At 71.4% G+C, this 24,239-nt stretch carries 26 protein-coding genes; 10 read left to right on the plus strand and 16 right to left on the minus strand.

The window, feature by feature from the left end:
* Positions 1–55: 55 nt before the first annotated feature.
* The 5 genes from ACWD4A_RS08745 to ACWD4A_RS08765 form a co-directional block, all read right to left on the minus strand.
* Entirely contained in the window at positions 56–403 is a 348-nt protein-coding gene (locus ACWD4A_RS08745; protein ID WP_451191231.1) for a DUF488 domain-containing protein, read from the minus strand.
* Positions 404–609: 206 nt separating this feature from the next.
* Positions 610–1,641 (minus strand): ABC transporter permease, encoded by a 1,032-nt coding sequence (locus ACWD4A_RS08750; protein ID WP_451191233.1) that lies wholly within the window; start codon positions 1,639–1,641, stop codon positions 610–612.
* A complete protein-coding gene (locus ACWD4A_RS08755) occupies positions 1,625–3,202 on the minus strand; it encodes a sugar ABC transporter ATP-binding protein (RefSeq protein ID WP_451191235.1) in 1,578 nt (525 codons plus the stop codon). Before ACWD4A_RS08755 ends, ACWD4A_RS08750 begins: the two co-directional genes overlap by 17 nt.
* 46 nt (positions 3,203–3,248) lie before the next feature.
* Positions 3,249–4,289, minus strand: a complete 1,041-nt coding sequence (locus ACWD4A_RS08760) for a sugar ABC transporter substrate-binding protein (protein WP_451191237.1) — start codon at positions 4,287–4,289, stop codon at positions 3,249–3,251.
* A 145-nt stretch (positions 4,290–4,434) separates the two neighbouring features.
* Positions 4,435–5,232, minus strand: coding sequence for a hypothetical protein (locus ACWD4A_RS08765; protein WP_451191238.1), 798 nt, complete (start codon positions 5,230–5,232; stop codon positions 4,435–4,437).
* Positions 5,233–5,538: 306 nt separating this feature from the next.
* Between ACWD4A_RS08765 and bla the strand changes: the two genes are divergently transcribed.
* Positions 5,539–6,396 (plus strand): class A beta-lactamase, encoded by an 858-nt coding sequence (bla, locus tag ACWD4A_RS08770; RefSeq protein WP_451191399.1) that lies wholly within the window; start codon positions 5,539–5,541, stop codon positions 6,394–6,396.
* Between the two features lie 7 nt (positions 6,397–6,403).
* Here the strand turns inward: bla and ACWD4A_RS08775 are convergent, their stop codons facing one another.
* A complete protein-coding gene (locus tag ACWD4A_RS08775; RefSeq protein ID WP_451191240.1) occupies positions 6,404–6,676 on the minus strand; it encodes a hypothetical protein in 273 nt (90 codons plus the stop codon).
* A 403-nt stretch (positions 6,677–7,079) separates the two neighbouring features.
* On the opposite strand from ACWD4A_RS08775, the gene ACWD4A_RS08780 reads away from it, so the two are divergent.
* From ACWD4A_RS08780 to ACWD4A_RS08795, 4 genes are all read left to right on the plus strand, one after another.
* Positions 7,080–7,538 carry a hypothetical protein gene (locus ACWD4A_RS08780; protein ID WP_451191242.1) on the plus strand — a complete coding sequence of 153 codons (459 nt, stop codon included), beginning with the start codon at positions 7,080–7,082 and terminating at the stop codon, positions 7,536–7,538.
* Positions 7,539–7,653: 115 nt separating this feature from the next.
* On the plus strand, positions 7,654–11,976 hold the full coding sequence (locus tag ACWD4A_RS08785) for an HAD-IC family P-type ATPase (RefSeq protein ID WP_451191244.1): 4,323 nt from the start codon (positions 7,654–7,656) through the stop codon (positions 11,974–11,976).
* 459 nt (positions 11,977–12,435) lie between these two features.
* The gene (locus tag ACWD4A_RS08790; protein ID WP_451191246.1) at positions 12,436–12,798 is read left to right on the plus strand and encodes a hypothetical protein; all 363 of its coding nucleotides are present in this window, start codon (positions 12,436–12,438) and stop codon (positions 12,796–12,798) included.
* A gap of 7 nt (positions 12,799–12,805) precedes the next feature.
* Complete coding sequence (locus ACWD4A_RS08795; protein ID WP_451191248.1) at positions 12,806–13,225, plus strand: glyoxalase; 420 nt, start codon at positions 12,806–12,808, stop codon at positions 13,223–13,225.
* A gap of 13 nt (positions 13,226–13,238) precedes the next feature.
* Here the strand turns inward: ACWD4A_RS08795 and ACWD4A_RS08800 are convergent, their stop codons facing one another.
* On the minus strand, positions 13,239–14,372 hold the full coding sequence (locus ACWD4A_RS08800) for a questin oxidase family protein (protein ID WP_451191249.1): 1,134 nt from the start codon (positions 14,370–14,372) through the stop codon (positions 13,239–13,241).
* 62 nt (positions 14,373–14,434) lie between these two features.
* Between ACWD4A_RS08800 and ACWD4A_RS08805 the strand changes: the two genes are divergently transcribed.
* Positions 14,435–14,914 (plus strand): MarR family winged helix-turn-helix transcriptional regulator, encoded by a 480-nt coding sequence (locus ACWD4A_RS08805; protein WP_451191251.1) that lies wholly within the window; start codon positions 14,435–14,437, stop codon positions 14,912–14,914.
* A 120-nt stretch (positions 14,915–15,034) separates the two neighbouring features.
* Here the strand turns inward: ACWD4A_RS08805 and ACWD4A_RS08810 are convergent, their stop codons facing one another.
* Entirely contained in the window at positions 15,035–16,459 is a 1,425-nt protein-coding gene (locus ACWD4A_RS08810) for an amino acid permease (protein ID WP_451191253.1), read from the minus strand.
* 241 nt (positions 16,460–16,700) lie between these two features.
* On the opposite strand from ACWD4A_RS08810, the gene ACWD4A_RS08815 reads away from it, so the two are divergent.
* A complete protein-coding gene (locus ACWD4A_RS08815; RefSeq protein WP_451191254.1) occupies positions 16,701–16,886 on the plus strand; it encodes a hypothetical protein in 186 nt (61 codons plus the stop codon).
* Positions 16,887–16,928: 42 nt separating this feature from the next.
* Here ACWD4A_RS08815 and ACWD4A_RS08820 read toward each other — a convergent pair whose 3' ends face one another.
* The 8 genes from ACWD4A_RS08820 to ACWD4A_RS08855 form a co-directional block, all read right to left on the minus strand.
* Positions 16,929–17,270 carry a hypothetical protein gene (locus ACWD4A_RS08820; RefSeq protein ID WP_451191256.1) on the minus strand — a complete coding sequence of 114 codons (342 nt, stop codon included), beginning with the start codon at positions 17,268–17,270 and terminating at the stop codon, positions 16,929–16,931.
* Positions 17,261–17,779 carry a GNAT family N-acetyltransferase gene (locus tag ACWD4A_RS08825; RefSeq protein ID WP_451191401.1) on the minus strand — a complete coding sequence of 173 codons (519 nt, stop codon included), beginning with the start codon at positions 17,777–17,779 and terminating at the stop codon, positions 17,261–17,263. Before ACWD4A_RS08825 ends, ACWD4A_RS08820 begins: the two co-directional genes overlap by 10 nt.
* Before the next feature lie 35 nt (positions 17,780–17,814).
* Entirely contained in the window at positions 17,815–18,621 is an 807-nt protein-coding gene (locus tag ACWD4A_RS08830) for a protein kinase (RefSeq protein WP_451191258.1), read from the minus strand.
* A gap of 20 nt (positions 18,622–18,641) precedes the next feature.
* Positions 18,642–19,565, minus strand: a complete 924-nt coding sequence (locus tag ACWD4A_RS08835; RefSeq protein WP_451191260.1) for a radical SAM/SPASM domain-containing protein — start codon at positions 19,563–19,565, stop codon at positions 18,642–18,644.
* A 309-nt stretch (positions 19,566–19,874) separates the two neighbouring features.
* A complete protein-coding gene (locus ACWD4A_RS08840) occupies positions 19,875–20,153 on the minus strand; it encodes a hypothetical protein (RefSeq protein WP_451191262.1) in 279 nt (92 codons plus the stop codon).
* 60 nt (positions 20,154–20,213) lie between these two features.
* Positions 20,214–21,065, minus strand: a complete 852-nt coding sequence (locus ACWD4A_RS08845; protein WP_451191264.1) for a helix-turn-helix domain-containing protein — start codon at positions 21,063–21,065, stop codon at positions 20,214–20,216.
* 24 nt (positions 21,066–21,089) lie between these two features.
* Positions 21,090–21,623, minus strand: a complete 534-nt coding sequence (locus ACWD4A_RS08850) for a DUF6879 family protein (protein WP_451191265.1) — start codon at positions 21,621–21,623, stop codon at positions 21,090–21,092.
* A complete protein-coding gene (locus ACWD4A_RS08855; RefSeq protein ID WP_451191267.1) occupies positions 21,589–21,783 on the minus strand; it encodes a hypothetical protein in 195 nt (64 codons plus the stop codon). Before ACWD4A_RS08855 ends, ACWD4A_RS08850 begins: the two co-directional genes overlap by 35 nt.
* Before the next feature lie 323 nt (positions 21,784–22,106).
* On the opposite strand from ACWD4A_RS08855, the gene ACWD4A_RS08860 reads away from it, so the two are divergent.
* The 3 genes from ACWD4A_RS08860 to ACWD4A_RS08870 all read left to right on the plus strand — a co-directional run bounded on the left by ACWD4A_RS08860 (position 22,107) and on the right by ACWD4A_RS08870 (position 24,235).
* On the plus strand, positions 22,107–22,313 hold the full coding sequence (locus tag ACWD4A_RS08860; RefSeq protein ID WP_451191269.1) for a cold-shock protein: 207 nt from the start codon (positions 22,107–22,109) through the stop codon (positions 22,311–22,313).
* A 361-nt stretch (positions 22,314–22,674) separates the two neighbouring features.
* On the plus strand, positions 22,675–23,175 hold the full coding sequence (locus tag ACWD4A_RS08865; RefSeq protein ID WP_451191271.1) for a hypothetical protein: 501 nt from the start codon (positions 22,675–22,677) through the stop codon (positions 23,173–23,175).
* A gap of 124 nt (positions 23,176–23,299) precedes the next feature.
* On the plus strand, positions 23,300–24,235 hold the full coding sequence (locus ACWD4A_RS08870) for a hypothetical protein (RefSeq protein WP_451191272.1): 936 nt from the start codon (positions 23,300–23,302) through the stop codon (positions 24,233–24,235).
* Positions 24,236–24,239 lie beyond the last annotated feature (4 nt).

A 24,239-nucleotide genomic window follows, 5' to 3' on the forward strand; every position in this document is an offset into this window, starting at 1 on the left:
CGCCGCCGCCCGTTCCCCCGCCGGGGAACGGGCGGTTTCCCGTCCCCGGTGACCACTACTCGGCGAGCAGTCGCGCCAGCACCGCCGTGTGGCTGACCGAAGGGTCCTTGGCCGCCGTCAGCAGGGTGATCCGCTCACCCTCCCGTACCCGGGACCGGACGCCCTCCAGCGCCAGGGCCGCTTCGGGCGCCGTCAGTTCGGCCTCGTACCGGCGGACGAACTCCTCGTGGTCCCCGTCGGGCCCGTGGTACCAGCGGCGCAACTCGGTCGACGGGGTCAGCGCCTTGGGCCACTCGTCGATCCGGGCGCCGGCCTTGCCCAGGCCGCGCGGCCACAGCCGGTCGACCAGGACGCGCACGCCGTCGTCCGGCGAGGGGGACTCGTAGACGCGCCGTACACGCACGGGCCCGGCCCGCCGGGTCACGGGCGCGCCCCCGTACGGGGCAGGGCTGTCGCATGGAACGGCACGCCCCCCATACTCCGGTCCCCGACCGGGTCCGGCACTCCGGGGAAGACCGGCCGGGGGAACTCCGCCCCTGACACCCCGCCCCTGACACTCACTCCTGGCGCTCACTCCTGGCGCTCACTCCTGGCGCTCACTCCTGGCGCTCACTCCTGGCGTTCGCCCGACGCGAAGCGGGAGAGGGCCAGGGCCACGATGATGATCACGCCGTTGAGGAACTGGTTCCACAACGGGGGGACGCCCGCCAGCGTCATGACGTTCACCACCAGCTGCAGTGTGAGCACACCGGTCAGCGCGCCGAAGAGCGTGCCCTTCCCGCCGTTGAGGCTCACCCCGCCGATCACGGTCGCGGCGAAGACCTGGAAGATCCAGCCGCTGCCCTGGGTCGCGGACACCGAGCCGTAGTGACCGGTGTAGAGAATGCCCGCGAAGGCGGCGAGCAGACCGGCCAGCACGAGAACGGCACACGTGACGCGGTCGACGCGGATCCCGGCGACGCGCGCGGCCTCCGGGTTGCCGCCGATGGCGTACAGCGCCCGGCCGTGCCGGAACCAGGCCAGCGCGAGCCCGCCCACCAGGAACAGCACACCCGTGATCCACACGGCGGCCGGCGCCCCGAGCCACACGGCCTGTCCGAGGTACGTGAACGACGCGGGCACCTCGACGATCGACTGCCCCTTGGACACGGCGATCTGCAGACCGCGCAGCATGGTCAGCGCGCCCAGGGTGACGATGAACCCGTTGAGCCGCAACCCGAGGATCAGAAAGGCGTTCAGCGCGCCGACCAGCGCACCCACGAGCAGGCACACCGGCACCGAGAACGCGCCGGGCAGCAGACCCGCCCCGTGGAACCGCCCGCCGTCGGGCGGCAGCACCACCCACATCGCCACGACCGGCGCGACACCGATGGTCGACTCCAGGGAGAGGTCCATCCGCCCGCCGATGAGGACGAGCGCCTCGGCGAGCACCAGCACCCCGAGCTCCGTCGACTGCTGGGCCACACCGAGCAGGTTGTCCGAGGTGAGGAATGCCGGCGACACGACGAAACCGATCACCCCCAGCGCCAGCAGCACCGGCACCAGCGAGAGGCTCCGCAGGCGCGCGAGGACGACGCCCCGGCCCGGCCCGCGCGACCAGGCGCCTCCCGCCGCGCGGACGACGTCAGTGACGGGCGGCATCGCCGTCCCCTTTCCCTGGCTTCCCCGGCTTCCCTGGCTTCCCCGGCGCTTCCGCCACGTCCTCGACGGCGGCGACCAGTTCGCCGTCGCTCCAGCCGCGCGCGAACTCCGCGGTGATCCGCCCGTGGCACATGACCAGGACCCGGTCGCACACCCGCAGGTCGTCCAGCTCGTCGGAGACCACCAGCACCGCCCGCCGGCCGTCCGCGAACCGCCGGACCCTGCCGAGCAGGAACTCCTTCGACCTGACGTCGACACCGTTGGCCGGACGGATCGCCACCAGCACCCGCGGATCCCCGGCCAGCGCGCGGGCGACGACGACCTTCTGCTGGTTGCCGCCGGACAGCGCCGCGACGGGCACCGCGGCATCCGGTGCCTCGATGTCCAGATCCGCGATCATGCGCTCGGCCACGGCCCGCTCGCGGGACGGGAGGACGACACCGAACGGCCCGGTCCGCTTCCCGGCGCCGAGCGCGATGTGCTCCCGCACACCGCGCCCGGCGAACAGGCCCTGCGCGTGCCGGTCCTCGGGGACCAGGGCGATCCCGGCGGCGAGCGCGCTCGGCACGCTGCCTTCGCGGACGGGGCGCCCCGCCACCTCGACGCGCCCGGCCCGCGCACGGCACAGCCCCGCGACGGCCTCCCCGACCCGGACGCTGCCGCTCGCCGCGGAGCCCGCCAGCCCCACGGCCTCCCCGGCCCGTACGGCGAAGGAGACGTCCCGGCAGGCACCGGGCAGCGTCAGCCCGGTGACGGAGAGCAGGACGGGGGCGTCCTCGCGGACCGGTGCGCCCGGCTCGTGGTACGGCGCCGCGGACGCCCGTTCCCCCGTCATCGCCTCCACCAGCGCCGCGTGGCCGAGCTCGGACACCGGCGCGGTCACGACGTGGCGCGCGTCCCGGTAGACGGTGACGGTGCCGCACAGTTCGTGGACCTCGCGCAGGTGGTGCGAGATGAAGAGGAACGCCACCCCCTGCTCCCGCAGGGCCCGCAGCTCGACGAAGAGGCGCTCGATACCGCGGGCGTCGAGCTTCGCCGTCGGCTCGTCGAGGACGACGAACCGGGCACCGGAGGACAGCGCGCGGGCGATCTCCACGAATTGCCGTTCCCCCACGGTGAGTTCGCGTGCCGGGCGGGCCGGATCGACGTCCACGCCGTACGCGCCGAGCAGTTGTGCCGCCTCCCGGCGCAGCCGCTTCCAGCGGATGGGGCGCAGTGCCGAGGTGCTCTGGCGCCCGAGGAAGAGGTTCTCCGCGACCGTGAGGTCGGGAAGGACGGTGGACCGCTGGTGGACACAGGCCACCCGGGAGCGCCAGGCGCCGGTGTCACCGAAGGCGGGAGCGGCCTCGCCGTCGAACAGGAGAGTGCCCTCGTCGGGCTTCCGGAGACCGGTGAGGAGCGAGACGAGCGTGGACTTTCCCGCGCCGTTGCGGCCGACCAGGGCGTGCGCTTCGCCCGGCAGGACGGAGATGCGGGCGTCGCGCAGCGCGACTGTGGCTCCGAAGCGTTTGGAGACGCCGATGGCTTCCGCCACCGGGACCTGTGAAGCGGCGTTCGTCATGGGCTCGCCATGGGTTCGCCATGGGGGAAGGGCGTCGTCCTTCCGGTCACTTGCCGACACCGTTCCCCCACAGGGACTTGTCGTCGACGTTCTCCTTGGTCACCAGGGGCGCGGGGAGCTGGTCCTCCAGACCGTTGGACAGCTTGACGACCGTCGAGCCGTGGTCGGTCGGACCGGGGCCGAACCTCTTTCCGCCGGCCGCCGCGCGGGCGTAGTAGAGGGCGTATCTGGCGTACAGGTCGGCGGGCTGGGAGACGGTGGCGTCGATCTGCCCCTTGCGGATGGCGTCGAGCTCCTGGGGGATGCCGTCGTTGGAGACGACGGTGACGTGGCCCGCTTCCCCCGCCGGCCGCAGCAGGCCCTTCTGCCGGAGGAGCGCGAGCGCGGGCTGCAGGAAGACACCGCCGGCCTGCAGGTAGACGCCGTTGAGATCGGGGTGCTGGGCCAGCAGGCTCTGCAGCTTCGCGGACGCGACATCGCCCTTCCAGTCGGTGGGCAGCGGGAAGACCTCGATGCCGGGGAACTCCTTCCCCATGCAGTCCGCGAAGGCCTCCGACCGGTCACGCCCGTTGACGGAGTCCAGCGACCCCTGGAGCTCGGCGACCTTCCCCCGTCCCCCCAGCCGGCCGCCGAGGAAGCGGCAGGCCTTGACGCCGTACGCCCGATTGTCGGCCCGCACGACCATGTAGACCCGCTCCTTGTCGGGCCTGGTGTCGACACTGACCACGGGTATGCCCCGGTCGGCGAGCCGCTTCAGCGCGGACGCGACGGCACCCGTGTCCTGAGGTGCCATGACCACGGCCTTCGCCCCGGTGTCCTGGAACACCTGCATATTGGCCACCAGCTTCCCGATGTCGTTCTGCGAGTTGCTGACCGGCAGCAGGTTCGTGCCCTTCCCCTCCGATCTGAGATACGCCGCATACGAATTCCAGAAGTCCGAATCGGACCGCGGCAGATCCACACCCACCGCCGGACCCGTATGCCTTCCGCCACCGGTGTTGCTCCCGCGATTGCACCCGCCGACGAAACCCGCGGCGACGACCACCGCCACGACCGCGGCACCCCTGCGAACGCTGCTCGGCTTCATGGCGCGCACACCTCCGTGTTCGGGGCCAGAGGTCCGATGGTTCCGCCGAACGGCACGGCGCACGAGGTGATTTGAGGCCGAAGGGGTCAGCGGGGGCGTGGTGGCATCCGGTCGTCCGGCACCGCGGTCCCTCGGGCGGTTGTCGCTACCTGCTCGGGACGCGTATCTCCCCTCGCAACCGGGCAGCCGCATCGGCCGCCTCGGCCAGGCTCGCACCGGCACCGCCCGCCTTCACAAAGTCGAAGACGAACGTGGCACCCACGGTGTCGTGGTCGGCCCAGACACACAGCGGTACGGGAAGCGGCGACGCCCCGGGGTCGGACCGCTTTTCGTGGGCGAACTGGCACTTCATCGTGGCGTCGTCGAGGCCTCGGGGCGAGAACTTCTCCGGCTTGCCCGCATCGAGCTCCATCGCCGGGCCGCGCATGGGCACGGGGGCGGTCTTGGTCAGGAAGAAGAAGTAGAGGTCAACGGCCTTGCCGGGATCCTCCACCCTGCCCCAGCCGCCCCTGAACATCAGCGCCCGGGTGGCACCCTCCTCGTCGTCAGGCTGCTCGTAGAGCGAGGCGGCGACCCGCGGTGCCTTCATGCCCAGCCACATGAACAGGTTCTCCCCGTTCCTCTCCTTTGTGCTGATGCCCGTCCCATGCCCCCGGTGGTAGTCGCCCAGGACCGTCTCCGGGGCGGAGAGCCTGTGGTCGGGGGCCGGGGCCGCCCTGGTGTCGACGGGCTGCTCGATCCCGGTGGGCAGCGTCTTCTCGTGCTCCGGCTCGAAGACGTTGATCAGGACCACGGCCGTGGTGATCAGGATCGCGATGACACCGGAAACCAACACCCTGCGGCGGCGCCACGCGGGAGCGGCCGAAGCCGTCGGTAAGTCCGCCGGGCCGACCGCCCGTTGCCCCGGCGATCGCTGCTGATCGTCGCTCGTCTCGTCGCTCATCAGAAGTCCCCCCTCAAGGACGTGAACAGCACTGGATCAGCTTCGCACGCGGTACTGACAATCCCCGGGCGCCGACGCTCTCGGCCCGGCCAGGGTGAGCCGCCGGGTCACCAGTGACGAACGATGTCAGAAGATAAAAATGAGATCGAATGCCACTTAAGTGGAACCAGTTATCGCATGAGAGGCGTGTTGGATGACATCGTGACCGACGAGTACGAGGAGAGAGCAATCTTGGAGACCACAGGAGCACGCCCGCCCCGCCGCGCGGTACTGGCCCTCGGCGCGGGGACGGCGCTGGCCGCCGCCATGTCCGTGGGGGCGGGGGGAACGGCGTACGCCTCGACGTCCCGGGCGGAGGCGGCGGAAGGGATCTCCCGGCGGCTGAGGAGGCTGGAACAGGAGCACTCCGCCCGCCTGGGTGTGTTCGCCCACGACACGGCCACGGGCAGGACCGTGCGGTACCGCGCCGACGAACTGTTCCCGATGTGCTCGACGTTCAAGACGCTCGCCGTCGCCGCCGTCCTGCGGGACCTCGACCACAACGGCGAGTTCCTCGCCAAGCGCATCCGGTACACCAAGGACTACGCCGAGGCGACGGGCCACGCCCCTGTCACCAGCAAGGACGAGAACGTCGCGAACGGCATGACCGTCGCGGAGCTGTGCGACGCCACCATCACCTTCAGCGACAACGCCGCGGGCAACCTCCTCCTCCGCGAACTGGGCGGCCCCACGGCCGTCACCCGCTTCTGCCGCTCCATCGGGGACCGCACGACCCGGCTCGACCGCTGGGAACCCGACCTCAACTCGGCCGAACCGGGCCGCGTGACCGACACCACCAGCCCCCGTGCCATCGGCAGCACCTACGAGCGTCTCGTGCTCGGCGACGCGCTCGACCAGCGGGACCGGCGACGGCTGACCGGATGGCTGCGCGCCAACACGACCAGCACCTACCGCCTCCGGGCCGGCCTGCCCAAGGACTGGATCGTCGGCGACAAGACCGGCGGCGGGTCCTACGGCACCAACAATGACGTGGGCATCGCCTGGCCCCCCGGCCGGCCCCCGATCGTGCTGGCCGTCCTGACGACCCATGACGATCCCGCCGCGAAGGCCGACGACCCCCTCGTCGCCGGGGCCGCCGCCCTGCTGGCGGAGGCCCTCGGCTGACGCCCGCTCACCCGGCCACGGCCGGAGCGGGGACGGCACCGCGCTCCGGCCCGTCGAGGGCCCGCAGCAGCAGACGGAGGGCCGACCGGAGGAGCAACTGCGCGGCGAGGCCCGCGCCTGCGGCGTCCGCGGCACTGCCGAGGACGGGTTCCGCGTGGGCCAGGGCCCACCGCAGCACCGGGCGGAACGCGTCGCAGGGGACGTCGGGTACGACGAAGGTGACGCTGGGACAGGGAAGACAGGACACGGCCAGGTTCGGCCAGATCAGCTGAACGCGCACGGTGGACTCCGGGAGGCGGGGCGGACCCGGTCACGTGCGGACGCGCGCGACCGGGCCCCGGCATGCCTCGGGGCCCCTGGGGCGGGGAGGCCGGCGCACGGGGAGGTCAACGGGCGCGTGAGCGGCGACCGGGCGATGACGGGCGGGTGACGGGCCCGGGAACGGGCTCGGGACTATGCCAGGGACTCAAGCCCCTCACCTCCTCGCGGCCTGGGCACCCGTGGATGCCGTACGCGCCGGGGAACCCCCGCGTCGCGGGAGGACACCTCTCGGTATCTCGAGAATCATGACGCCGCGCGCACATTGTCAAGGCAACTTTGGGGAAACAAGAGATGGCAAAGACAAACCCCCAGGAGGGCAAGGCTTGTTGGGGCCGTGCCCGCGATCCGTGTTGGGAGAATTCATGAGCGAGAGCGCCGGCATACTGCCCCCGTCCTCGTCACGGCCGGCGGGGCCGTCCGGCCCGGTCGGGGCGGTGAGGGCGGTGGTGGACCACGTGCCCGGCTCCGGTCTGGTGAAGGGGGCCGCGAACGGCGTGCTGGACGTGGTCGGTTCGGTGTCTCCCCAGGCGCGCCGCATCGCGGTGTACGCGGGTGTCGGCGTCCTGGGCGCGGTCGGCATCGTCGAATGGCCCGTGGCGGCCGTGGGCGCGGCGGCCGTGTGGCTGACGCAGCAGCGCCCCCGGAACGGCGGCGGCACGGGCGCGCCGCCGGCCGACGAGCGGCAGGCCCCGGCAACGGCCGACGCCGCCCCCAAGCGGACGAAGGGCACCGCCAGGGCCAAGCCGGGCGAGGCGCGGAGCGGGAGGAGCGGCGCGGCCGCGGCCGACGCGGCGCCCCCGCCGGACCGCACGGCCGGCTGAACCGCCGGGCGAGGTCAACGGCAGCCCGGCCGTCTCGGGCACAGAGCTCTCTCCGTACGCCGCCGCGACGCACCGCCGTCGTGACCGGGTACGGCCATCCCACGAAAGTAGGACAGTGGTTCTGCGTCTGCCGACCGGCCTGCCCGCGGCCGGGCTGGGCCTCGCCCTCACCGCCCCCGCCCGTACCGCCCGCCTCCTCGCCCCACCGGCCGGTGCCGTGCTGCGCGGCGTGGCCGGACTCGCCTCCACCGGTGCGCGCGCCGTCGCGGACGAAGCGGCCCAGGCGTCCACCACGGCCGTACGCCTGACGAAGGCTGCAGGCAACGCGCTGGTCCCCGGGCCGGACCGGCGGTCTCCGCGTGCGCCGGGCCGGGGCGGGCCGTACGCGTCCCGGCCCGGCGCCGACGACGACATCCGCGCCCTGGCGTTCGTCCTCGCCTGTGACGCGGCAGGCGTCGCCACGGCCGTGACCGCGCGGGCGATGCGCCTGCGGCAGTCGCCACGGCTGGTCACCGCCGCGGTCACGCTGCTGCGCGAGGACTCCCGGGTCCGGGGCGCCCTGCGCCGCGGACTCGGCGCACAGGGCGCCGACCTGCTGCTGGCCGCGGTCAACGCCGCCACGCACGGCCTCGGACAGTCGCCGACCGCGCTGGTGCTGGACGCGATGCTGCGCGCGGGCCAGTTGGGGGAGGCACTGGCCCGCGCCGCCGCGTTCGACGCGGCGTACGACACCCTCTGCGCGCCGGGCCGTACGGCCCCGGCCGCGCCGGAGCGGGCCCGGCCGCCGTTACGGCGCGGCCCGGGGGAGGAGTACGGCGACACGGCGGTCACCGGAAGCCTGGTGGGCGCGGCCGCCACGCTCGCGTTCACCCACAGCCTGGCGGGAGCCGCCGAAGCGGTCCTGGCCGGATCCCCGAAAGCCGCGCGGTACGGCCCGGCCGCGTTCACCGCCGCGCTGGGCGGCGCCCTCGCCCGCAACGACGTACTGGTACGCGACGTCGAACGGCTGCGCCGGCTCGAACTCGTCGACACCGTGGTCCTCCACCCCAGCGCCCTGCACGGACGGCGCCGGACCGTCCTCGACGTACAACCCGGCACCGCCTCCTGGGACCACGACCGGCTGTGGCACGCGGCGGCCACCGCGCTGCGCGGCGGCGGCGACGGCCCCGCACCGGTCCTGCGCCCGGCACCCGGCGCGGAACCCGCGGACACCGGTGTGCTGACCGTCTCGGTGGACGGGGAGGACGTCGGCACCGTACTGGTCGGCCGGGAGCTGGACCCGCTCGCCGAGGCGGTGCTCGACGCGGCCCGCCGGGCCGGCCTCGACGTCGTGGTGGTGGACGACCCGTCGCTCGGCGAGTTCGCCGCGCTGGCCGATGTCATCGCCGCCCCGGAACGCCCGTCGGCCGACGTGGTGCGGGCACTCCACGACGACGGGAAGACGGTCCTGACCGTCGCCCGCGTCCACTCCGGGGACCCCGGCGACGACGTGCTCGCGGGCCTCCTCGCCGGAGACCTCGCCGTGTCCCTCACCGACGGCCGCGGCGCCGTGGTGTGGGACGCGGACGTCCTCGCGCCGACCGGACTGGAAGGCGTCTGGCGGCTGTTGACGGCCGCCGCCGCCGCGCGGGACGTCGGCCGCCGCTCCACCGTCCTGGCCCAGTCGGGGGCGGCGCTGTCCGGGCTGCTGGTCGTCACGGGAGGCGCCTCCCGGGCCCGCCGCGTGCTGCTGCCCGTCGGCATCCGCCTCAGCCCCGTCAACGCCGCCGCCGTCGCCGCCCTGTTCTCGGGACGGCGGGCCGCGCACAGAGCCGCCGGACGCGAGGCGCCCCGCCCCGGCCCCCGCGTACCCTGGCACGCCCTGCGGCCCGACGAGGCACTGTCCCGGCTGGCCCGTACGCCCCGTACCGCGCCCGGCACGCCGGACGGGCCGCGCACGCGCGTCCGCGCGCTGGCACATCTGCCGGTCTTCGCCCCCGCGCGTCTGACGACCCGTCTGATCGCGGCCGTGCGGGCCGAACTCGACGATCCGCTCACGCCCGTGCTCGCGGTCGGCGCGGCCGCCTCCGCGGTCCTCGGCTCCACCGTCGACGCCCTGCTGGTCACCGGCGCGCTGGGGATGAACGCCCTGGTCGGCGGAGTGCAGCGACTGCGCGCCGAGCGGGCCCTGGCGGCGCTCGCCGTGGGACAGCGGCAGACGGCCCGCCGCGTCACCGACCCGCGCACGGGCGCCACGGCGACCGTGGACGCCGCCCGGCTGCTGCCCGGCGAACTGATCGAACTGACCACGGGCGACGTGGTGCCCGCCGACGCCCGCCTGCTGGAGGCCGCCGACCTGGAGATCGACGAGTCCGCGCTGACCGGCGAATCCCTGCCCACCCGCAAGCAGTTGGCCGCCACACCACGAGCGGCCGTCGCGGACCGCAGCTGCATGGTGTTCGAGGGAACGACCGTCGTCGCGGGCCGCGGCCGGGCCGTCGTCGTCGGCACGGGCGACCAGACCCAGGCCGGCCGGGCCGCCGCGCTGGCCGCACGTGCCCCGGCCCCCGCGGGCGTCCAGGCCCGCCTGCAGGAACTGACCAAGCGCGTGCTGCCGCTCACCCTCGCGGGCGGCGCCGCCGTGACCGGGCTCTCCCTGCTGCGCGGACGGCCGGTGCGCGAAGCCGTCGGCGGCGGGGTGGCGGTCGCGGTGGCGGCCGTCCCCGAAGGGCTCCCGCTGGTGGCGACGGTCGCGCAGATGGCCGCCGCGCGCCGCCTCAGCCGCCGCGGCGTCCTCGTCCGCACCCCCCGTACCCTCGAAGCCCTGGGCCGCGTCGACACGATCTGCTTCGACAAGACCGGGACCCTGACCGAGAACCGCCTGCGCGTCGTGCACCTCGTCACCGCGAAGGGCCTCACCTGCCCCGCCGACGCCCCCGAGGCCGCCGACGTGCTCCGCGCCGCGGCCCGCGCCTGCCCGTGCGCCGCCGACGACACCGGCGGCCACGCGCACGCCACCGACGAGGCCGTGCTCGCATCGGCCCCGGACGACCCGGACTGGACCCGGACCGAGGCCCAGCCCTTCGAAGCCAGCCGCGGCTACGCCGCCGCGACCGGACGAACGGCCGACGGCGCCCACCAGTTGGTGGTCAAGGGCGCGCCGGAGATCGTCCTGCCGCACTGCCAGGACGTCCCCGCCGACGCGGAGGAACGGGCACAGACCCTGGCCTGCGAGGGCCTGCGCCTGCTCGCCGTGGCCCGGCGGACACTGGAGCCCCGGGAGACTCCGGGAGCGCTCGACCGGCCGCTCCGGGGACTGGAGTTCCTCGGCTTCGTCGCCCTCGCCGACACCCCGCGTGCGAGCTCCGCCCCGCTGGTGGCCGGGCTGCGCCGGGCCGGACTGCGGCCCGTCGTCCTCACCGGCGACCACCCCCAGACGGCCCGCGCGGTCGCGGTGGCCCTCGGCTGGCCGGAGGACGTACGTGTCGTCACCGGCGACCGGCTGTCCGGCCTCGACCGGGCGGGCCGGGCCGCGCTGCTGCGGGACTGCGGAGTGGTGGCCCGCGTCGCCCCCGAACAGAAGCTCCAGGTCGTCGAGGCGCTCCAGGAGGCCGGGCGGGTCGTGGCCATGGTCGGCGACGGCGCCAACGACGCCGCCGCCATCCGCGCCGCCGACGTGGGCGTCGGCATCGCGGCCCGCGGCTCCGCCGCCGCCCGCAACGCGGCGGACCTCGTCCTCACCGGCGACGAACTGTCCGTCCTCGTCGACGCCGTCGCCGAGGGCCGGGCCCTGTGGCGCAGCGTCGCCGACGCGATCAGCATCCTCATCGGCGGGAACTTCGGCGAGGTCGGCTTCACCGTGCTCGGCACCCTGCTGGACGGCGCCTCCCCGTTCTCCACGCGCCAACTGCTGCTGGTCAACCTCCTGACGGACATGTTCCCGGCGATGGCCGTCGCCGTCACACCGCAGGACGCCGTCACACCGCAGGACGGGGAACCGGACACCGGGGACCGCCCCTCCGGCGACACCCCCGTGGGCATCGCGGCGCTCGGCGCCCCGCTCACCCGCCAGATCCGGCAGCGCGGACTGGTCACCGCGCTCGGCGCGGCCACGGCCTGGCTCATCGGCAGGCTCACCCCGGGAACACCCCGGCGCACCAGCACCATGGCACTGTGCGGCGTGGTCGGGGCCCAGCTCACCCAGACCGTCCGGGGACGGCAGCGCAGCCCCCTCGTGCTCGCCACCACCTTCGGTTCCGCCCTCGTGCTCGCCGGAATCGTCCAGACACCCCTGGTCAGCCACTTCTTCGGCTGCACGCCCCTGGGGCCGGTGGCCTGGACCGGCGTCGCCGCCGCCGTCGGCGTCGCCACGCTCTCCCCCTGGGTGCTGCCGCACGCCGAACGCGTGCTGTCCCTCCTGGAGGAGAAGCTGCGCCCGGTCGTGCTCGTGACGCGCTGAGCGGAGCGGCCCGCGCCAAGGCCGCGTCAAGTACTTGCGTTGTCGCGCAAGTTTCGGGCTATGCTTCGGTCGGTTCGAGAAGTGTCAAAGCTCTGACGACCCACGGGTGAACCGGCCGCGAGGGCCGGTCCGTTCCCCGTCGCGTCGTCCGGCGCCCCGCGCGCCACGGCCGGAAGGAGGCGAGAGACATGGACAGCAGTTGCGGCAGTCCGGGCCACAGTCGCCCCCGCGTACGTCCGTCCTCGCCGGCCTCCGGCACGCGGTAACCACCTTCCCCACGCCCGCGGTCGGGCCGCCCTCCCGGCCGTCCCGCCACGGTCCGGCCGTCCCTCCGCGCGTACGTCCGGCCGCGCCCGCCGTACGCTCCGGGCGGCCGTCCGACGGCAGCGGCCCCGTACGCCGTCGCCGGAGCGGACCGGCCGCGCGGCGCCGACGACCGATCAGCCCAGGAGTATCACCGTGAGACTTCTGCACCGTCCCCTGCTCCGGCGCCCCCGCCTCCCCGAGCCCGCCGTGCCGACGGCCTGCACCGTGCACGCCCGGTGCGACCGCCGCTCGGAGGCCAAGGTGCGCGCCCTGTGCGTCATCGCGTTCACCGGGTCCGGAGCGCGCATGCGCAGCATGCACGTCACCGAACCCGACGACAGGGTCACCGTTCTGCTGCGTGTGACCTTCGCCATGGACGGCCCCGACACCGTCGCCCTGGAACGCCTGGTCACCGAGCTCTCCCGCGAACCCGGGGTACAGGATCTGCACTGGCGCATCCACGCGGCGGGCGACCCGATGACCGACGAACAGCCCGACCGCCTCCACCGGAAATGAGCACACCGTGACGACGGAAACCTTCCCCCACTACAGCTTCGGCGGACTGCACCACGTCCAGCTCGCCATCCCGCCCGGCGCCGAGGACCTGTGCCGCGCCTTCTGGGGCGACGTGCTCGGCCTGGCCGAGGTGGCGAAGCCCCCGGAGCTGGCGGGCCGCGGCGGCTGCTGGTTCCGCGGCGACCGCCTGGAGGTCCACCTGGGCGTGGAGCCCGACTTCCGGCCCGCGCGCAAGGCCCACCCCGGGATACTCGTGCACCGCCTCGGCGACCTGGCCCGCCGCCTGGAGGACGGCGGGCACCCGGTGGTCCGGGACACCGGCTTCCCCGGCTTCGACCGCTTCTACGCCTTCGACAAGGTGGGCAACCGGCTGGAGTTCCTCGAACCGAGCGGCGAAGCGAGCGGCGAGCCGGGCGACTTCGTCTGAGCGTCGTGCGCGCTCAGGGCCGCCCCCTGTGCACTGCCCCGATGGCGCCGCCCGCGTCCAGCGGCGGGATGCGCCGCTGTGCCGCGAACGCGGCGGCCGGGTAGCGCGGGTCGGGCCGCAGGGCGTACTCGCGCAGGCAGGCCTCGGTGAACTTGACGACGTGCTCGTCGCCGTGTTCGGCGGCCCGCGCGCCCAGTTCGTGCAGCGGCGGCAGGTCCGGGAGGTACGTCTGCCAGGGCGACGTGCCCTCCTCGCGCCGGTCCACGGTGAAGGCCAGCAGGAGCGCCGCCTGTACCTGCCAGAGCCGGGCCGCGGTCGGCGCGTGCAGCTCCTGCGGCAGGTGCGGGAGCACGATGCGCGCGGCGGCGGGCGCGGTGACACCGTGGATCAGCGGCACCGGCGGCACCTCGGGGTGGGCGAGGTAGACCTCGGCGAACTGCGCCGTCATCTCGCCCAGCAGCCTGGGCGCCTGATGGGGAGTCAGCCATGTCAGCGCCTCGGTGTAGCCGGGGAGCCGGTCGAGGGTGTCCAGGCGGTGGCGCACGGCGTCCGGCCGCAGACCGCCCTCCAGTGGCACGCGGGGGAGTGCGGCGACCGCGGCGGACAGCTCGTACGGCCCGGACAGCCCCGGGCTGCCCGGGAGTTCGGCGTAGCGGGCCGCCCAGTAGGCCAGCCCCCTGGCGAGCTCGCCCAACTGGAGGCGCGTGGCCCCGTCACCCGCGGCGTACAGGCCACGTACCGCGTGGGCGGTACGGATCAGGCCGTGGGTCAGGCCCGCGAACAGCCCCGGGAGCAGTCGCGGCCACCAACGGGTCAGCACCTCCCGCCAGTGCGCCTCGGCGAGCTCCCGGACGAAGAGCCGCTCCCAGTCCCCGGCCCGGCCGAACACCCCGAGCGCGGGTCGCCAGGAGGACTCGTCGGCGGGGTCGAGGGCGAACCGCGCGGCGGGCGGCTCGTGGTGCTCCATCGCCCGCCGGTACCGGCGCACCCAGCCGGCCACCTCGTCCTCCTGCCCGAGCAGGGCGAGCGCCTCGGCGCCCATCGGGCCGTGGTTGGCCAGATCGACCCCCTGCCCCCGCTCGTACCCGAGATCGTCCATCCGCTCCAGGGCATCGTTGACCGCATCGCTGTAACCGACCGACGGCATGGGACACCGACCTTTCGCATTCCCGAACAGTTTGGAAAGTCGAAGCATCTACAGTGGGGAGTATGCAGCACACGCACACGCCCCGGACACCCACCCCCGAAGAAGTCCGCATCGTCGGCCTCGTACCGCTCCTGGAGCCGTACTTCCGCGGACCGGCGGTCCGCGAACTCATGCCGGAGCCGCTGCGTGGAGCGATGGAGACCCACGGCCTGACACCACGTCACGGCGCGGTGCTCCCGCAACTGCTCGCAGGGGACCCCCTGACCGTCAGCGAGATCGCCCGGCGCCTCCAGGTCTCCCTGCCCACGGCCAGCGAACTCGTCGGCGGCCTGAGCCGCGCCGGCATCGTCGACCGCACCGAGGACCCCGCCAACCGCCGCCGCATCCTCGTCTCCCTCACGGAGAAGCACCGCCCCGCCCTCGAAACCTTCGTCGCCCGCCGCGGCGAACCCCTGCTGCGCGCCCTGGACGCCCTCACCCCGGCCGAACGCGCGGGGTTCGTGGCGGGGCTGACGGAATGGGTACGGGAGGTGCAGGGGTAGGGCCTGCGGCTCTTTTCGGGCCGGAGGGGAGCGTCTTGAACCCGAAAACCGCGCACCCCGCCGACAGGACGCTGTCGGCGGGGTGCGCGGTTTTCAGGTGCTACGAGGAGGCGGCGCCGTTCACGCGCCGACCGGGTCGAGTGCCCGCCGGGCCGCCGTCCGCTGGCGGACGTAGCCGGTGGCGGCGAGGGCGAGGGCCAGGCCTCCGGTGGAGCAGAACTGGAGGCGGGTGTCGGACTCGACGGCCATGAGGACGAGGACTCCGGTGACTCCGGCCAGGGCCACCCAGGTCAGGTAGGGGAAGCCCCACATGCGGACGACCAGTTGGCCGGGCGTCTCGCGCTCCAGGCGGCGGCGCAGCAGGAGTTGGGAGGCGGCGGTGAAGCCCCAGACCACGAGGACGACGCCGCCGACCATGTTGAGCAGCCAGGCGAAGACGGTGGTGGGCCACCAGTAGGAGAGCAGCACGGCGACGAAGCCGAAGGCGCAGGAGGCCAGGACGGCGCGGCGCGGGACCTGGCCGGAGACCTTGCCGAGGGCCTTGGGGCCCTGGCCGCGGGAGACCAGCGAGTGGGCCATGCGCGAGGAGCCGTAGATGTTGGCGTTCATCGCGGAGAGCAGGGCGATCAGGACGACGACGTTCATGATCTGGCCGCCGCCGGGGACGCCCAGCCGGTCCAGGACGGCCGCGTACGGGCCGCTCTCGGTGACGGACTTGTCGTTCCACGGGACCAGGGTGACGATGACCAGCATCGAGCCGACGTAGACGATGCCGATCCGCCACATCGTCGTCTTCACGGCCTTGGCGACCCCGCGGGCCGGGTCCTGGGACTCCGCGGCGGCGATGGTCACGGTCTCCAGACCGCCGTAGGCGGCGACGGACGCCAGCAGGCCGGTCAGCAGACCGGGCACGCCGGTGGGCAGGAAGCCGCCGTCGCCCAGGAGGTGCTGTGTGCCGGGCGCGTCGTTGCCGGGCAGCACGCCGAAGACGGCCAGCGCGCCCAGGACGAGGAAGAGGGCGATGGCGCCGATCTTCAGCGCGGCGAACCAGAACTCGAACTCGCCGAAGTTCGACACGGCGGCCAGGTTGGCGACGCAGAACAGGGTCATGAAGACCAGGACCCACAGCCAGGACGGGGTGCCGGGCAGCCAGCCCTGCACGATGTGGGCCGCGCCGATCGCCTCGATGGCCACGCCCACGACCAGGAGGGTCCAGAACATCCAGCCCGCGGTGAACCCGGCCCACGGGCCGATCGCGCGGTCGGCGTGCACGGAGAAGGAGCCGGAGGCCGGGTTGGCGGCGGACATCTCGCCGAGCATCCGCATCACGGCCATCACGAGCAGGCCGGACACGGCGTACGCGAGCACGATCGACGGACCGGCCGCCGCGATGCCCGCGCCGGAACCGACGAAGAGGCCCGCGCCGATGACGCCCCCGAGGGCGATCATCGAGAGGTGGCGCTGCTTGAGCCCGTTCGACAGCGGGGCATCCGGCCGCGGCGGGCCCGTGGTCGCCGGGGGAGGGGACGGGAGTGTCCGGCTCATGGTCGTACCTGTCCATCATCCGAGATTGTTGAACCATGAGTATGGGCAGGCACCGGATGCCACGAGGCGCCCGTCCGTTATCCGGACAATCCCTTCACGCAGTGTGACCGTCAGGAAGCAGGGCCCGGCACCGGGCGGCCGCCGACATGCGCCCCGGAAGGGCCCGTGTCACGCTGATCCGGGCGGCAGCGCCCCCGACACCGTCTGCACCTCTTCCACCACGCCGAGGAGTGGGACCGGCATGGCCGACAGGAAACGCGACCCCTTCGGGGAAGACCGGCACTATCTGGACGACATGACCGAGGAGACGCTCGGCGCCAAGGAGCAGGAGCGCCAGCGCCGCCAGCACGAGGAGCAGGAACAGCGCGGCCGCGGGACGGGCGACGACGCCCGCACCGTCAACGACGAGTACGACGACTTCCAGTGACCGCCGGGGCGCGGCCGCGCCTCCCGGGGCGCCTCCCCGCCGTCAGCGACGGGCATCCGAGCGTGAGCGCTCCAGCGTGAACGTGTCGACCGGCGTCAGATCGCCGTGCGGCCCGTCGAAGGTGTAGTACGTGACCCGGATGCGGGTCCGGCCGCCCGCGCGGTCGCCGGGGTCGACGTCGAAGGCGGCGAACCCGTGGGTGTTCTCGCGGTCCTGGACGGCGGCCCAGGGCGCGTCCTCGGGCACCCACACCGGCTCCTTGCGGCCGGCAGGGGTCGACTTGTCGCCCAGGCCGACCAGGACGCGCGCGTGCGGGGTGTCGAAGAGGTCGTCCTGGGTAGGGGCAACACTCAGACACCTAGGATAGTCACAGGTCAGAGGCACAGAAGCCCCACCCGGCGAACCAGGTGGGCCTCAGCCCGGCGGCCCATCAGATAGACCTTGGTGTGTGTGCGCTGGACCTCATGCAGCAGTTCGAACCCCTGCGTCTGGTTGTAGGCCACCAGTCCGGGGAAGTTGCAGCCACGGCGTACCCACGCCTTCCCTTCCTGCGCGGCCCGGCCCACGGCCCACAGGCCCATGACGGTTCCGGGCTTCTTCTCCCGGCGCGCCGGGTCGGTGACGGACGTGTACAGGTAGTGCGCCGGCTCGTTCAGTTCGTCTTCCGTCCAGCCCCATGGCGGCGTCGTCTCCTGCACGGTGGTGTAGCCGATGATCTTTCCGCTGTCCTGGTCGGCGAGGACCCACACGTCCCCGTCGGGGTTCTCCGCCTGCCGTGCGAGTTCGGCGGCGTTCTCCCTCCAGCTCGGGAGCCCCCGGTCTTCCAGCCATGTGGAGCGGGCGAGGATCATGGTTTCGACGGCGGGGATGTCGTCGGCCGTGGCCGGGCGCATTGCGAACACGGGTGTCTCCTGATGATCGGTTACGGCTACGCCACGGGGACGCCTCGGTGATCAGCCCATGCCTGAGCCGCTTCCGCCATGGCCCTGAGCCACGCCTGATCAGGACGTCGATCGGCGATAGCACGAAGCATCCGCAAGTAGGCCCCGGCGAACACATCGATCGCTTTGGAGTCCGAGTCCGCCCAGGCGGTACAGCGGGCCGCCCACCCTTCTGCGGATTCGGGGCTGTGGCCGGCGGAGATCAGCTGCACGACGAAACAGGCCGGGTCGATGAAGGCGGGCCCGCACGTGGGCCATGCCCAGTCGATGATCCACGAGCCCGCATGCCCTACCGTCAGGTTGTCCGGGTTGATGTCGGTGTGCAGCAGGGCGTCACCACGGAGGAACGCCAACTCCTCTTGGCTGCCCACGTAGGCGTCCCACCGGTCTTCCGTCCAGTCCCGTGCGACGTCGGGCAGTTCCAGAGCCGCTGCCCGGTTGAGGAGATCCACGGCGAGGGGGAGATCCGGCGAGTCGGGCTCGAAGTCAAGGCCGCGCTCTTCGATGACTTCGAACCCGAGGATGATCCACCCGGCGTCGTCCCCGTCAACGCTCCACAGCAGGGCAGGAGACAGCGGCGTCACGTAGGGATTGATCTCCCGTTCCCGGATGATCGAGTCCCGCCGTCCCCCCGGCTCGTTGAACATAGCCTTGACGAAGAACTGTCCCTTCTCACTGTTGATGACCGCAGCGAAGTCCGAGCTGTATCCATGGTCCGGGATCTCCACCGTGGAGACTTCCCCGGTGTGCGGGTAGACCAGTGCTCGGAAGTGGGCGTCAGGCAGATCAGCCACGCCGGTTCCCCTCAGTTACGTCAGTTCTTCGGTCGGCACGTACTGGGCGGCGTACCCGGATAGCACGCCGCGTTCGGCTCACACCTCGGGTCGCACGGGTTCTTCGGGACGCAGTCGGGACCACACGGTTTGTTCTGGCCGCCGCCCTTGTCCTTGTCTTTGTCCTTCCCCCACCCCCAGACCTCTCGGAAGGAGTCAACGGCCTCGGACAGCGCGGGGCCGCTCAGGATAGAGGTCAGCGAGTCCTCGCGGACGTTGCCGACACCCTTCCAGGTGGAGAAGACGCACGGGGAGACCGTGCCGGTCGGGTCGATCGAGGCCCTGCCGTCACCACACCCGCCACACAGGTTGGACGCGTCCGGTGTCTGGCCGTAGGAGGCCCGTCCGAACTGTCGGACGTGGTCGGTTCCGGTCTGGGTGACGCCGATCAACTCCAAGTCGGCTTTCGCCGCCTCGATGATCTGCTCGTTGTCTCCAACGATTCCGACGCGGATCGGGATACCACGTTCGATCGCCTTGACGATGTTGGAGCGGGTCCGGGCGTGACTCGGACGACGGGTGATCTTGTTGTGCTCCGCGGCCTTGTCCGAGTAGTACGACGTAGCGAGGGACATTCCCTCGCGCTGGAGCAGCGTCCACCACGCGTCGGACAGGTGAACCAAGTTGCTGTAGACCTCTACCCTGATGCCGAGCACCAGCGCGCGGTCCGCGATCTCGATCGCGTGGGGGTACATGGTCGGCTCTCCGCCGATGAAGGTGACGTTCTCGACGCCCACCTTGGCCGCCTGGTCCAAAACCCTGAACCAGTCATCGCGGGTCATCGCGCCGTGGCCGCCGTCAGGACCCGACGAGTTGTAGCACTGCACACATTCGAGCTGGCACTTCCGCGTGAAGTCCAACCACAGGTAAGTGGTGGTCAGCTCGGCGGGTAATGCTGTCGTCATGCTCGTGACCTTTCACTCGGTGAAGTGGATCAGGTGCACTTGCTGACCCGCCCGGCCATCGACTGCCACGAGGACGACCGGGCGGGAGTTCGTGGATCTGCAGACCCCCCGAAGCAGCGAGGGCAATCACCCCGCCGCAGATCAGAGCAACACCCATCACGAAGGTGATCCAGGCGACCGGCCCGAACGTGCGCTTCGCGTGTACCGCCGGTCCCAGCCGGCGAACCTTCCCGCAGTCGAGACAGCGCACGTACCCGTGGCCGACCTCTCGCGTCTCGTGCTGGCACGCTTTCTTCGCTGCCGTGATCATCAGGTCTGCGTGTCCTGCGACCGGCGTGCCGACTCGGCATAGATCAGCGCGTTCGCGATCTTCTTGGCCGTGGGCAACGGGACACTCCCCAGGAAGACGGACGGCTCGCCACTGAGCGAGGCACGCCCCATCAGCTGAGGCCAGGAGTCCTTGTCACCCACCGTGATGCCCATCATTTTGAGCACCTGCCCGAGCATGAAGGCGACGTCATCGGCCTTCTTCTTGCCTTCCATGAAGACGTCGGCTTGTTGTGCGGCTGCTTCGGTGTCCGTGGTCATGCGGAGACGGTAGGGACGCTGGTGTGTTGAACGCCAAAAAGTTGCGACGAGTTGCAGATCTCACCCAAGGGCCTGGATCGCATCGGCGATCAGTGCACGGGCCTGGGCACCGTAGACGGCTCGTTTTTGCAGCTCGACGAAGGTCTTGAGGTAGTCGCGAACCTCACCCGGGGCGGTCACGGTGATGTCGGCCGTCAGCAGCTCGACACCTACCTGTTCGTCGTCGTAGATGCTGAACGTCTCCACGCCCCAGATGGGCCGCCGGCCTTTGAAGGGGATGATCCCAAGGCTGACGGAGGGGAGGGACATCACCGACAGGAGATGCCCGAGCTGTCCGGCCATCGTCACCTCGTCGCCCATCTGATGGTGAAGGACGGTTTGATCGAGGAGCATCACGAACCGGTGATCGCCTTCGCGGAGTACGTGTGCACGTGCGAGGCGGGCTGCTACCGCCTCCGGGATGTCGTCTGAGAGGTCGCGCAGCCAGGCAACCGACTCAAGGACGGCTGCCACGTATCCCTCGGTCTGAAGGAGGCCGGGAACGATGCCTGAGCTGTAAACCCGATGGAGTCTGGTGCGTTCGTAGAGTGGAACACGGCCCTCTTGAATGTGCCGCAACGTCTGCTGCTTGTGGACACGCCGCCATTGGACATACATGGACTCAACGGCACGGTTAGCGGCGATGATGTCAGCGGCCTGATCATCGACACCGCAGGCGGTACACCATGCTCGGATGTCGGCATCAGAGGGTGTTGTCTTGGCGTTCTCGATACGGCTGGATTTGGCTTTGTGCCAGCCGCACTGGACAGCCAAATCACCCCCGGTGAGTCCTGCGTCCCGCCTGATCTCCTTGAGACGATCCGCCAAGGCTTCGCGTGCTGCCTGAGCACTGGACGAAGGGGTGGTAGGCATGATCTGACTGTCCGGTTGAGCGTGCTAGACCTTGTATTCCTCGTGCGGAGTTCCGCGCTCCCACACCACTTCGAAGGCGTTGGCGCACAGCTTGATGACGGCCGGGTCCTCCGAGAACTCGAAGTCCGTCACGTCACCGTCACCGTTGACGTGGTGGAACCTCACCAAGTGGTTATCGAAGAGCCAGAAGTCGTTTCCGGGCAGTGCGATGTCCGACGCCTGTCGGCGCGGCAGCCACCTGACCTGCTCACTCGCAGCAACGTTGGTGAAGGTATCCGAGTGTTCGAACTTGATGTACTCGGATACCGTCTCGGAGACGATCCGGGCCCGTCGCATCACGACTCCGCGCGCTACTGCCTGAGAGACGACGTCGAGCCATGGGCGCCACCACGACTCGCGGTCGTCGGGGTTGAGACGGTGGCCGGCCTTCCAGGCCACGAATTCGGACTTCTCGTCGTCCACGGCATAGGAGTCACGCAGTTCCAGGTGCACCGCAGACCGCTTGGCGGAGTTCAGCAGTTCCTCAAAGCTTGCGAGCTGCTGCTTGCTCTGCGACATCACACGCCTTCCTGATGATGTCGATCATCCGGTACGGCATCCGGATGACCGCTTCGCTGTCGGGGTTGGGACTGTTCTTCCTGCACTCAGCTTGCGTCGCTTCGTCGGCAAGCCAACCCTGGAAGAGGATGTCCGGCTCGGGTTTCATCTCGACGTCCACCCATGCCACCCGGGCAGTTGCTGTCCTTCGTCTCCGGGTCGATCCCGATGAACAGTAGTGCCATAACTGCCTCCTGTGTCGAGCCCGTTGCGATCAGTTGCAGACGATCGTCCTGGCGCCCCGGGCGCGTCAAGGGGGCGTGCAACGAGGTCAACACGCCCTTGCCAAACTCCCGCGTGGGGGCTATTACGCCGTGCCCGATGAGTCGTCCCGCTGGGGTCCGTGCTTGACGAGGTGGATGATCCTCGGTGCGGAGCGTAGGCCCGACACAAGCCGGGTAGCCCTGGGAACGTCACCTCCGACCGTCACTTCTGGGAGCTGCCATGGCCACGGGAACAGTGAAGCGGTTCGACACTGACAAGGGCTACGGGTTCATCAAATATGACGAAGATGACCGGGAGATCTTCGTGCACCACAGCGACATCGACATTGCGGACTGCCGGAGCCTAGAAGGAGGCCAGTTTGTGGAGTTCGCCGTCACGGAGAACGAACAGGGCGTTAAAGCGGAGAACGTCCGCATCCCCTCTTGAGACAACGCCCAACGGTCGCCGGACCCGTCGGACAAGCCCCAGTGGGCCGTCCTGTGCATGACAGTCGCGCCAAACGCAAGAGACCCCCACCCAGTTGGGTGGGGGTCTCGCTGTGAGGTCAGTCGGCTTGAAGCTGCTCGATCAGGTCGCGTTCCTCGGTGGCCCATCCCTCACCCTTGAGGCGCGAAAAGGATGCCGGATTCACTCAACTCGTCGCCATATCAGGCGAGTTGACATCGCTCGATGGCGTCGCGCGGGCGTTGGCGGGCCGTGAACTCCTCGTGTCATGATCACGTCGCTCGACCGGCGGGATGCCGTTCGGGCCCATGTGCAGACGAACTTTCCGGAATCGAGGATTTCCATGCTGAAGAAGCGTGCGGGCCGTACCCTTCTGGCGGCCGTGGCCGCCCCGGTGCTCGTGGTGGCGTTCTCCGCCTCGGCGCACGCCGACGGCAAGGTCACCTGGCGGAACGCCAAGACCCAGGGCTGCCTGAGGACGTACACCCCGCACCAGAACCTCCACACGGTCGACACCTCCGCCGGTGCCGCCCTGCACTGCTGGAGCGACGGTTCCCAGAACACCGACTGGTACGACTCGCAGAGCAACCTGGAGAACCCGGACGGCGCCTGGACCGAGAAGGAGGGCGGCAACGACGAATGCCTGACCGCCTACTGGGGACACCAGGTCTACATCGAGCCCTGCGCGAGCCCCGCGAACTACTACGAGCAGTGGTACGAGAAGTGGACCGGCGACGGCTTCAACCTGGTCAACCGTGAGACCAAGGAGTGCCTCGACAGCAACGACCAGGGCGCCACCTACACCGGCCCCTGCAACGGGGGCCGCTACCAGCTCTGGAAGTGACGCGACAGGGCGCCCGCCCAACCGGACTGTCCGGCAAGCCCCTTGCCCGGCGCCGGACCGCGCTGCTATTCCGGAACCTCGCCTGAACGGCGGCGCGCGGTACGGACCGACCCGGGAAGGGCGCATGGAGATCATCGATGATTTCGGACTGCCGGTCGCACTCATCACGCCGGACGAACTGACCGCCGAACCCTGGAAAGGGACGGAGGAGACGGTGGCCGTCGTGCGGATGACGGACCCGCCGGAGGAACTGCGCCCGGAGCTGACCCGGCGGGGCTTCGTCTGCAAGCCGTCGACGCTCACCTGGCTGGCGCGGCTCGGAGCGCACGAGGAGGAATTCCTCCGGACACTCCCGCACAAGAGCCGGCAGTACGTCCGCCGTGCGCGGCGGCACATCGACGCGCACGGACTGTGCGAGGTCGTCGAGGACCGGGTGTCGGCGGCGAGCGCCGACGCGTTCCTGACGCTGTACGAGGAGCAGGTGGCGCGCATGCGCTACGGATTCGCCTTCGCGCGACGCCACCGCGAGGCCATCCTCCACGGGCCCGAGAAGTACTTCGGCGTCTTCCTCTTCGACGACGACGCACTGGTCGGCGGCTGCATCGCACTGGAATCCCCGGACGAACGGGCCATCCGCATACGGTTCTCTGCCGTCACGGACCGGGAACGCGCGACCGGCGTGCCGCGCGCGCTCTACTGCACGGCCATGCGGACGGCCCGCGACAAAGGCCACGAGTGGGCGACGCTCGGCGACGACCCCAACCTCTACGGCCACATCGCCCAGCCCGGACTGTTCACCTTCAAGGCCCGGATGGGCTTCCAGGCCGTGCCCTCGCAGGACTTCGCGGACCCGCACGGCTGCGACGAGGCCGACCTCGTCCTCTCGCTCGACCGGCTGTCCGACCCGTCCCTCATGCTGGAGTACAGTGGCGGCGCGCACGGCGCCGCGGGGCACGCGCTGCGGTCCCGCCTCGTCAGCGGCACGGCGGTCGACGTCCGGCAGTACACCGCAGCCTTCCTCACGGGGGCGGCGGTCAGCGCGCCGGGACACCCCGCCTGACGCA

The organism is Streptomyces sp. NPDC002537, assembly GCF_053594975.1.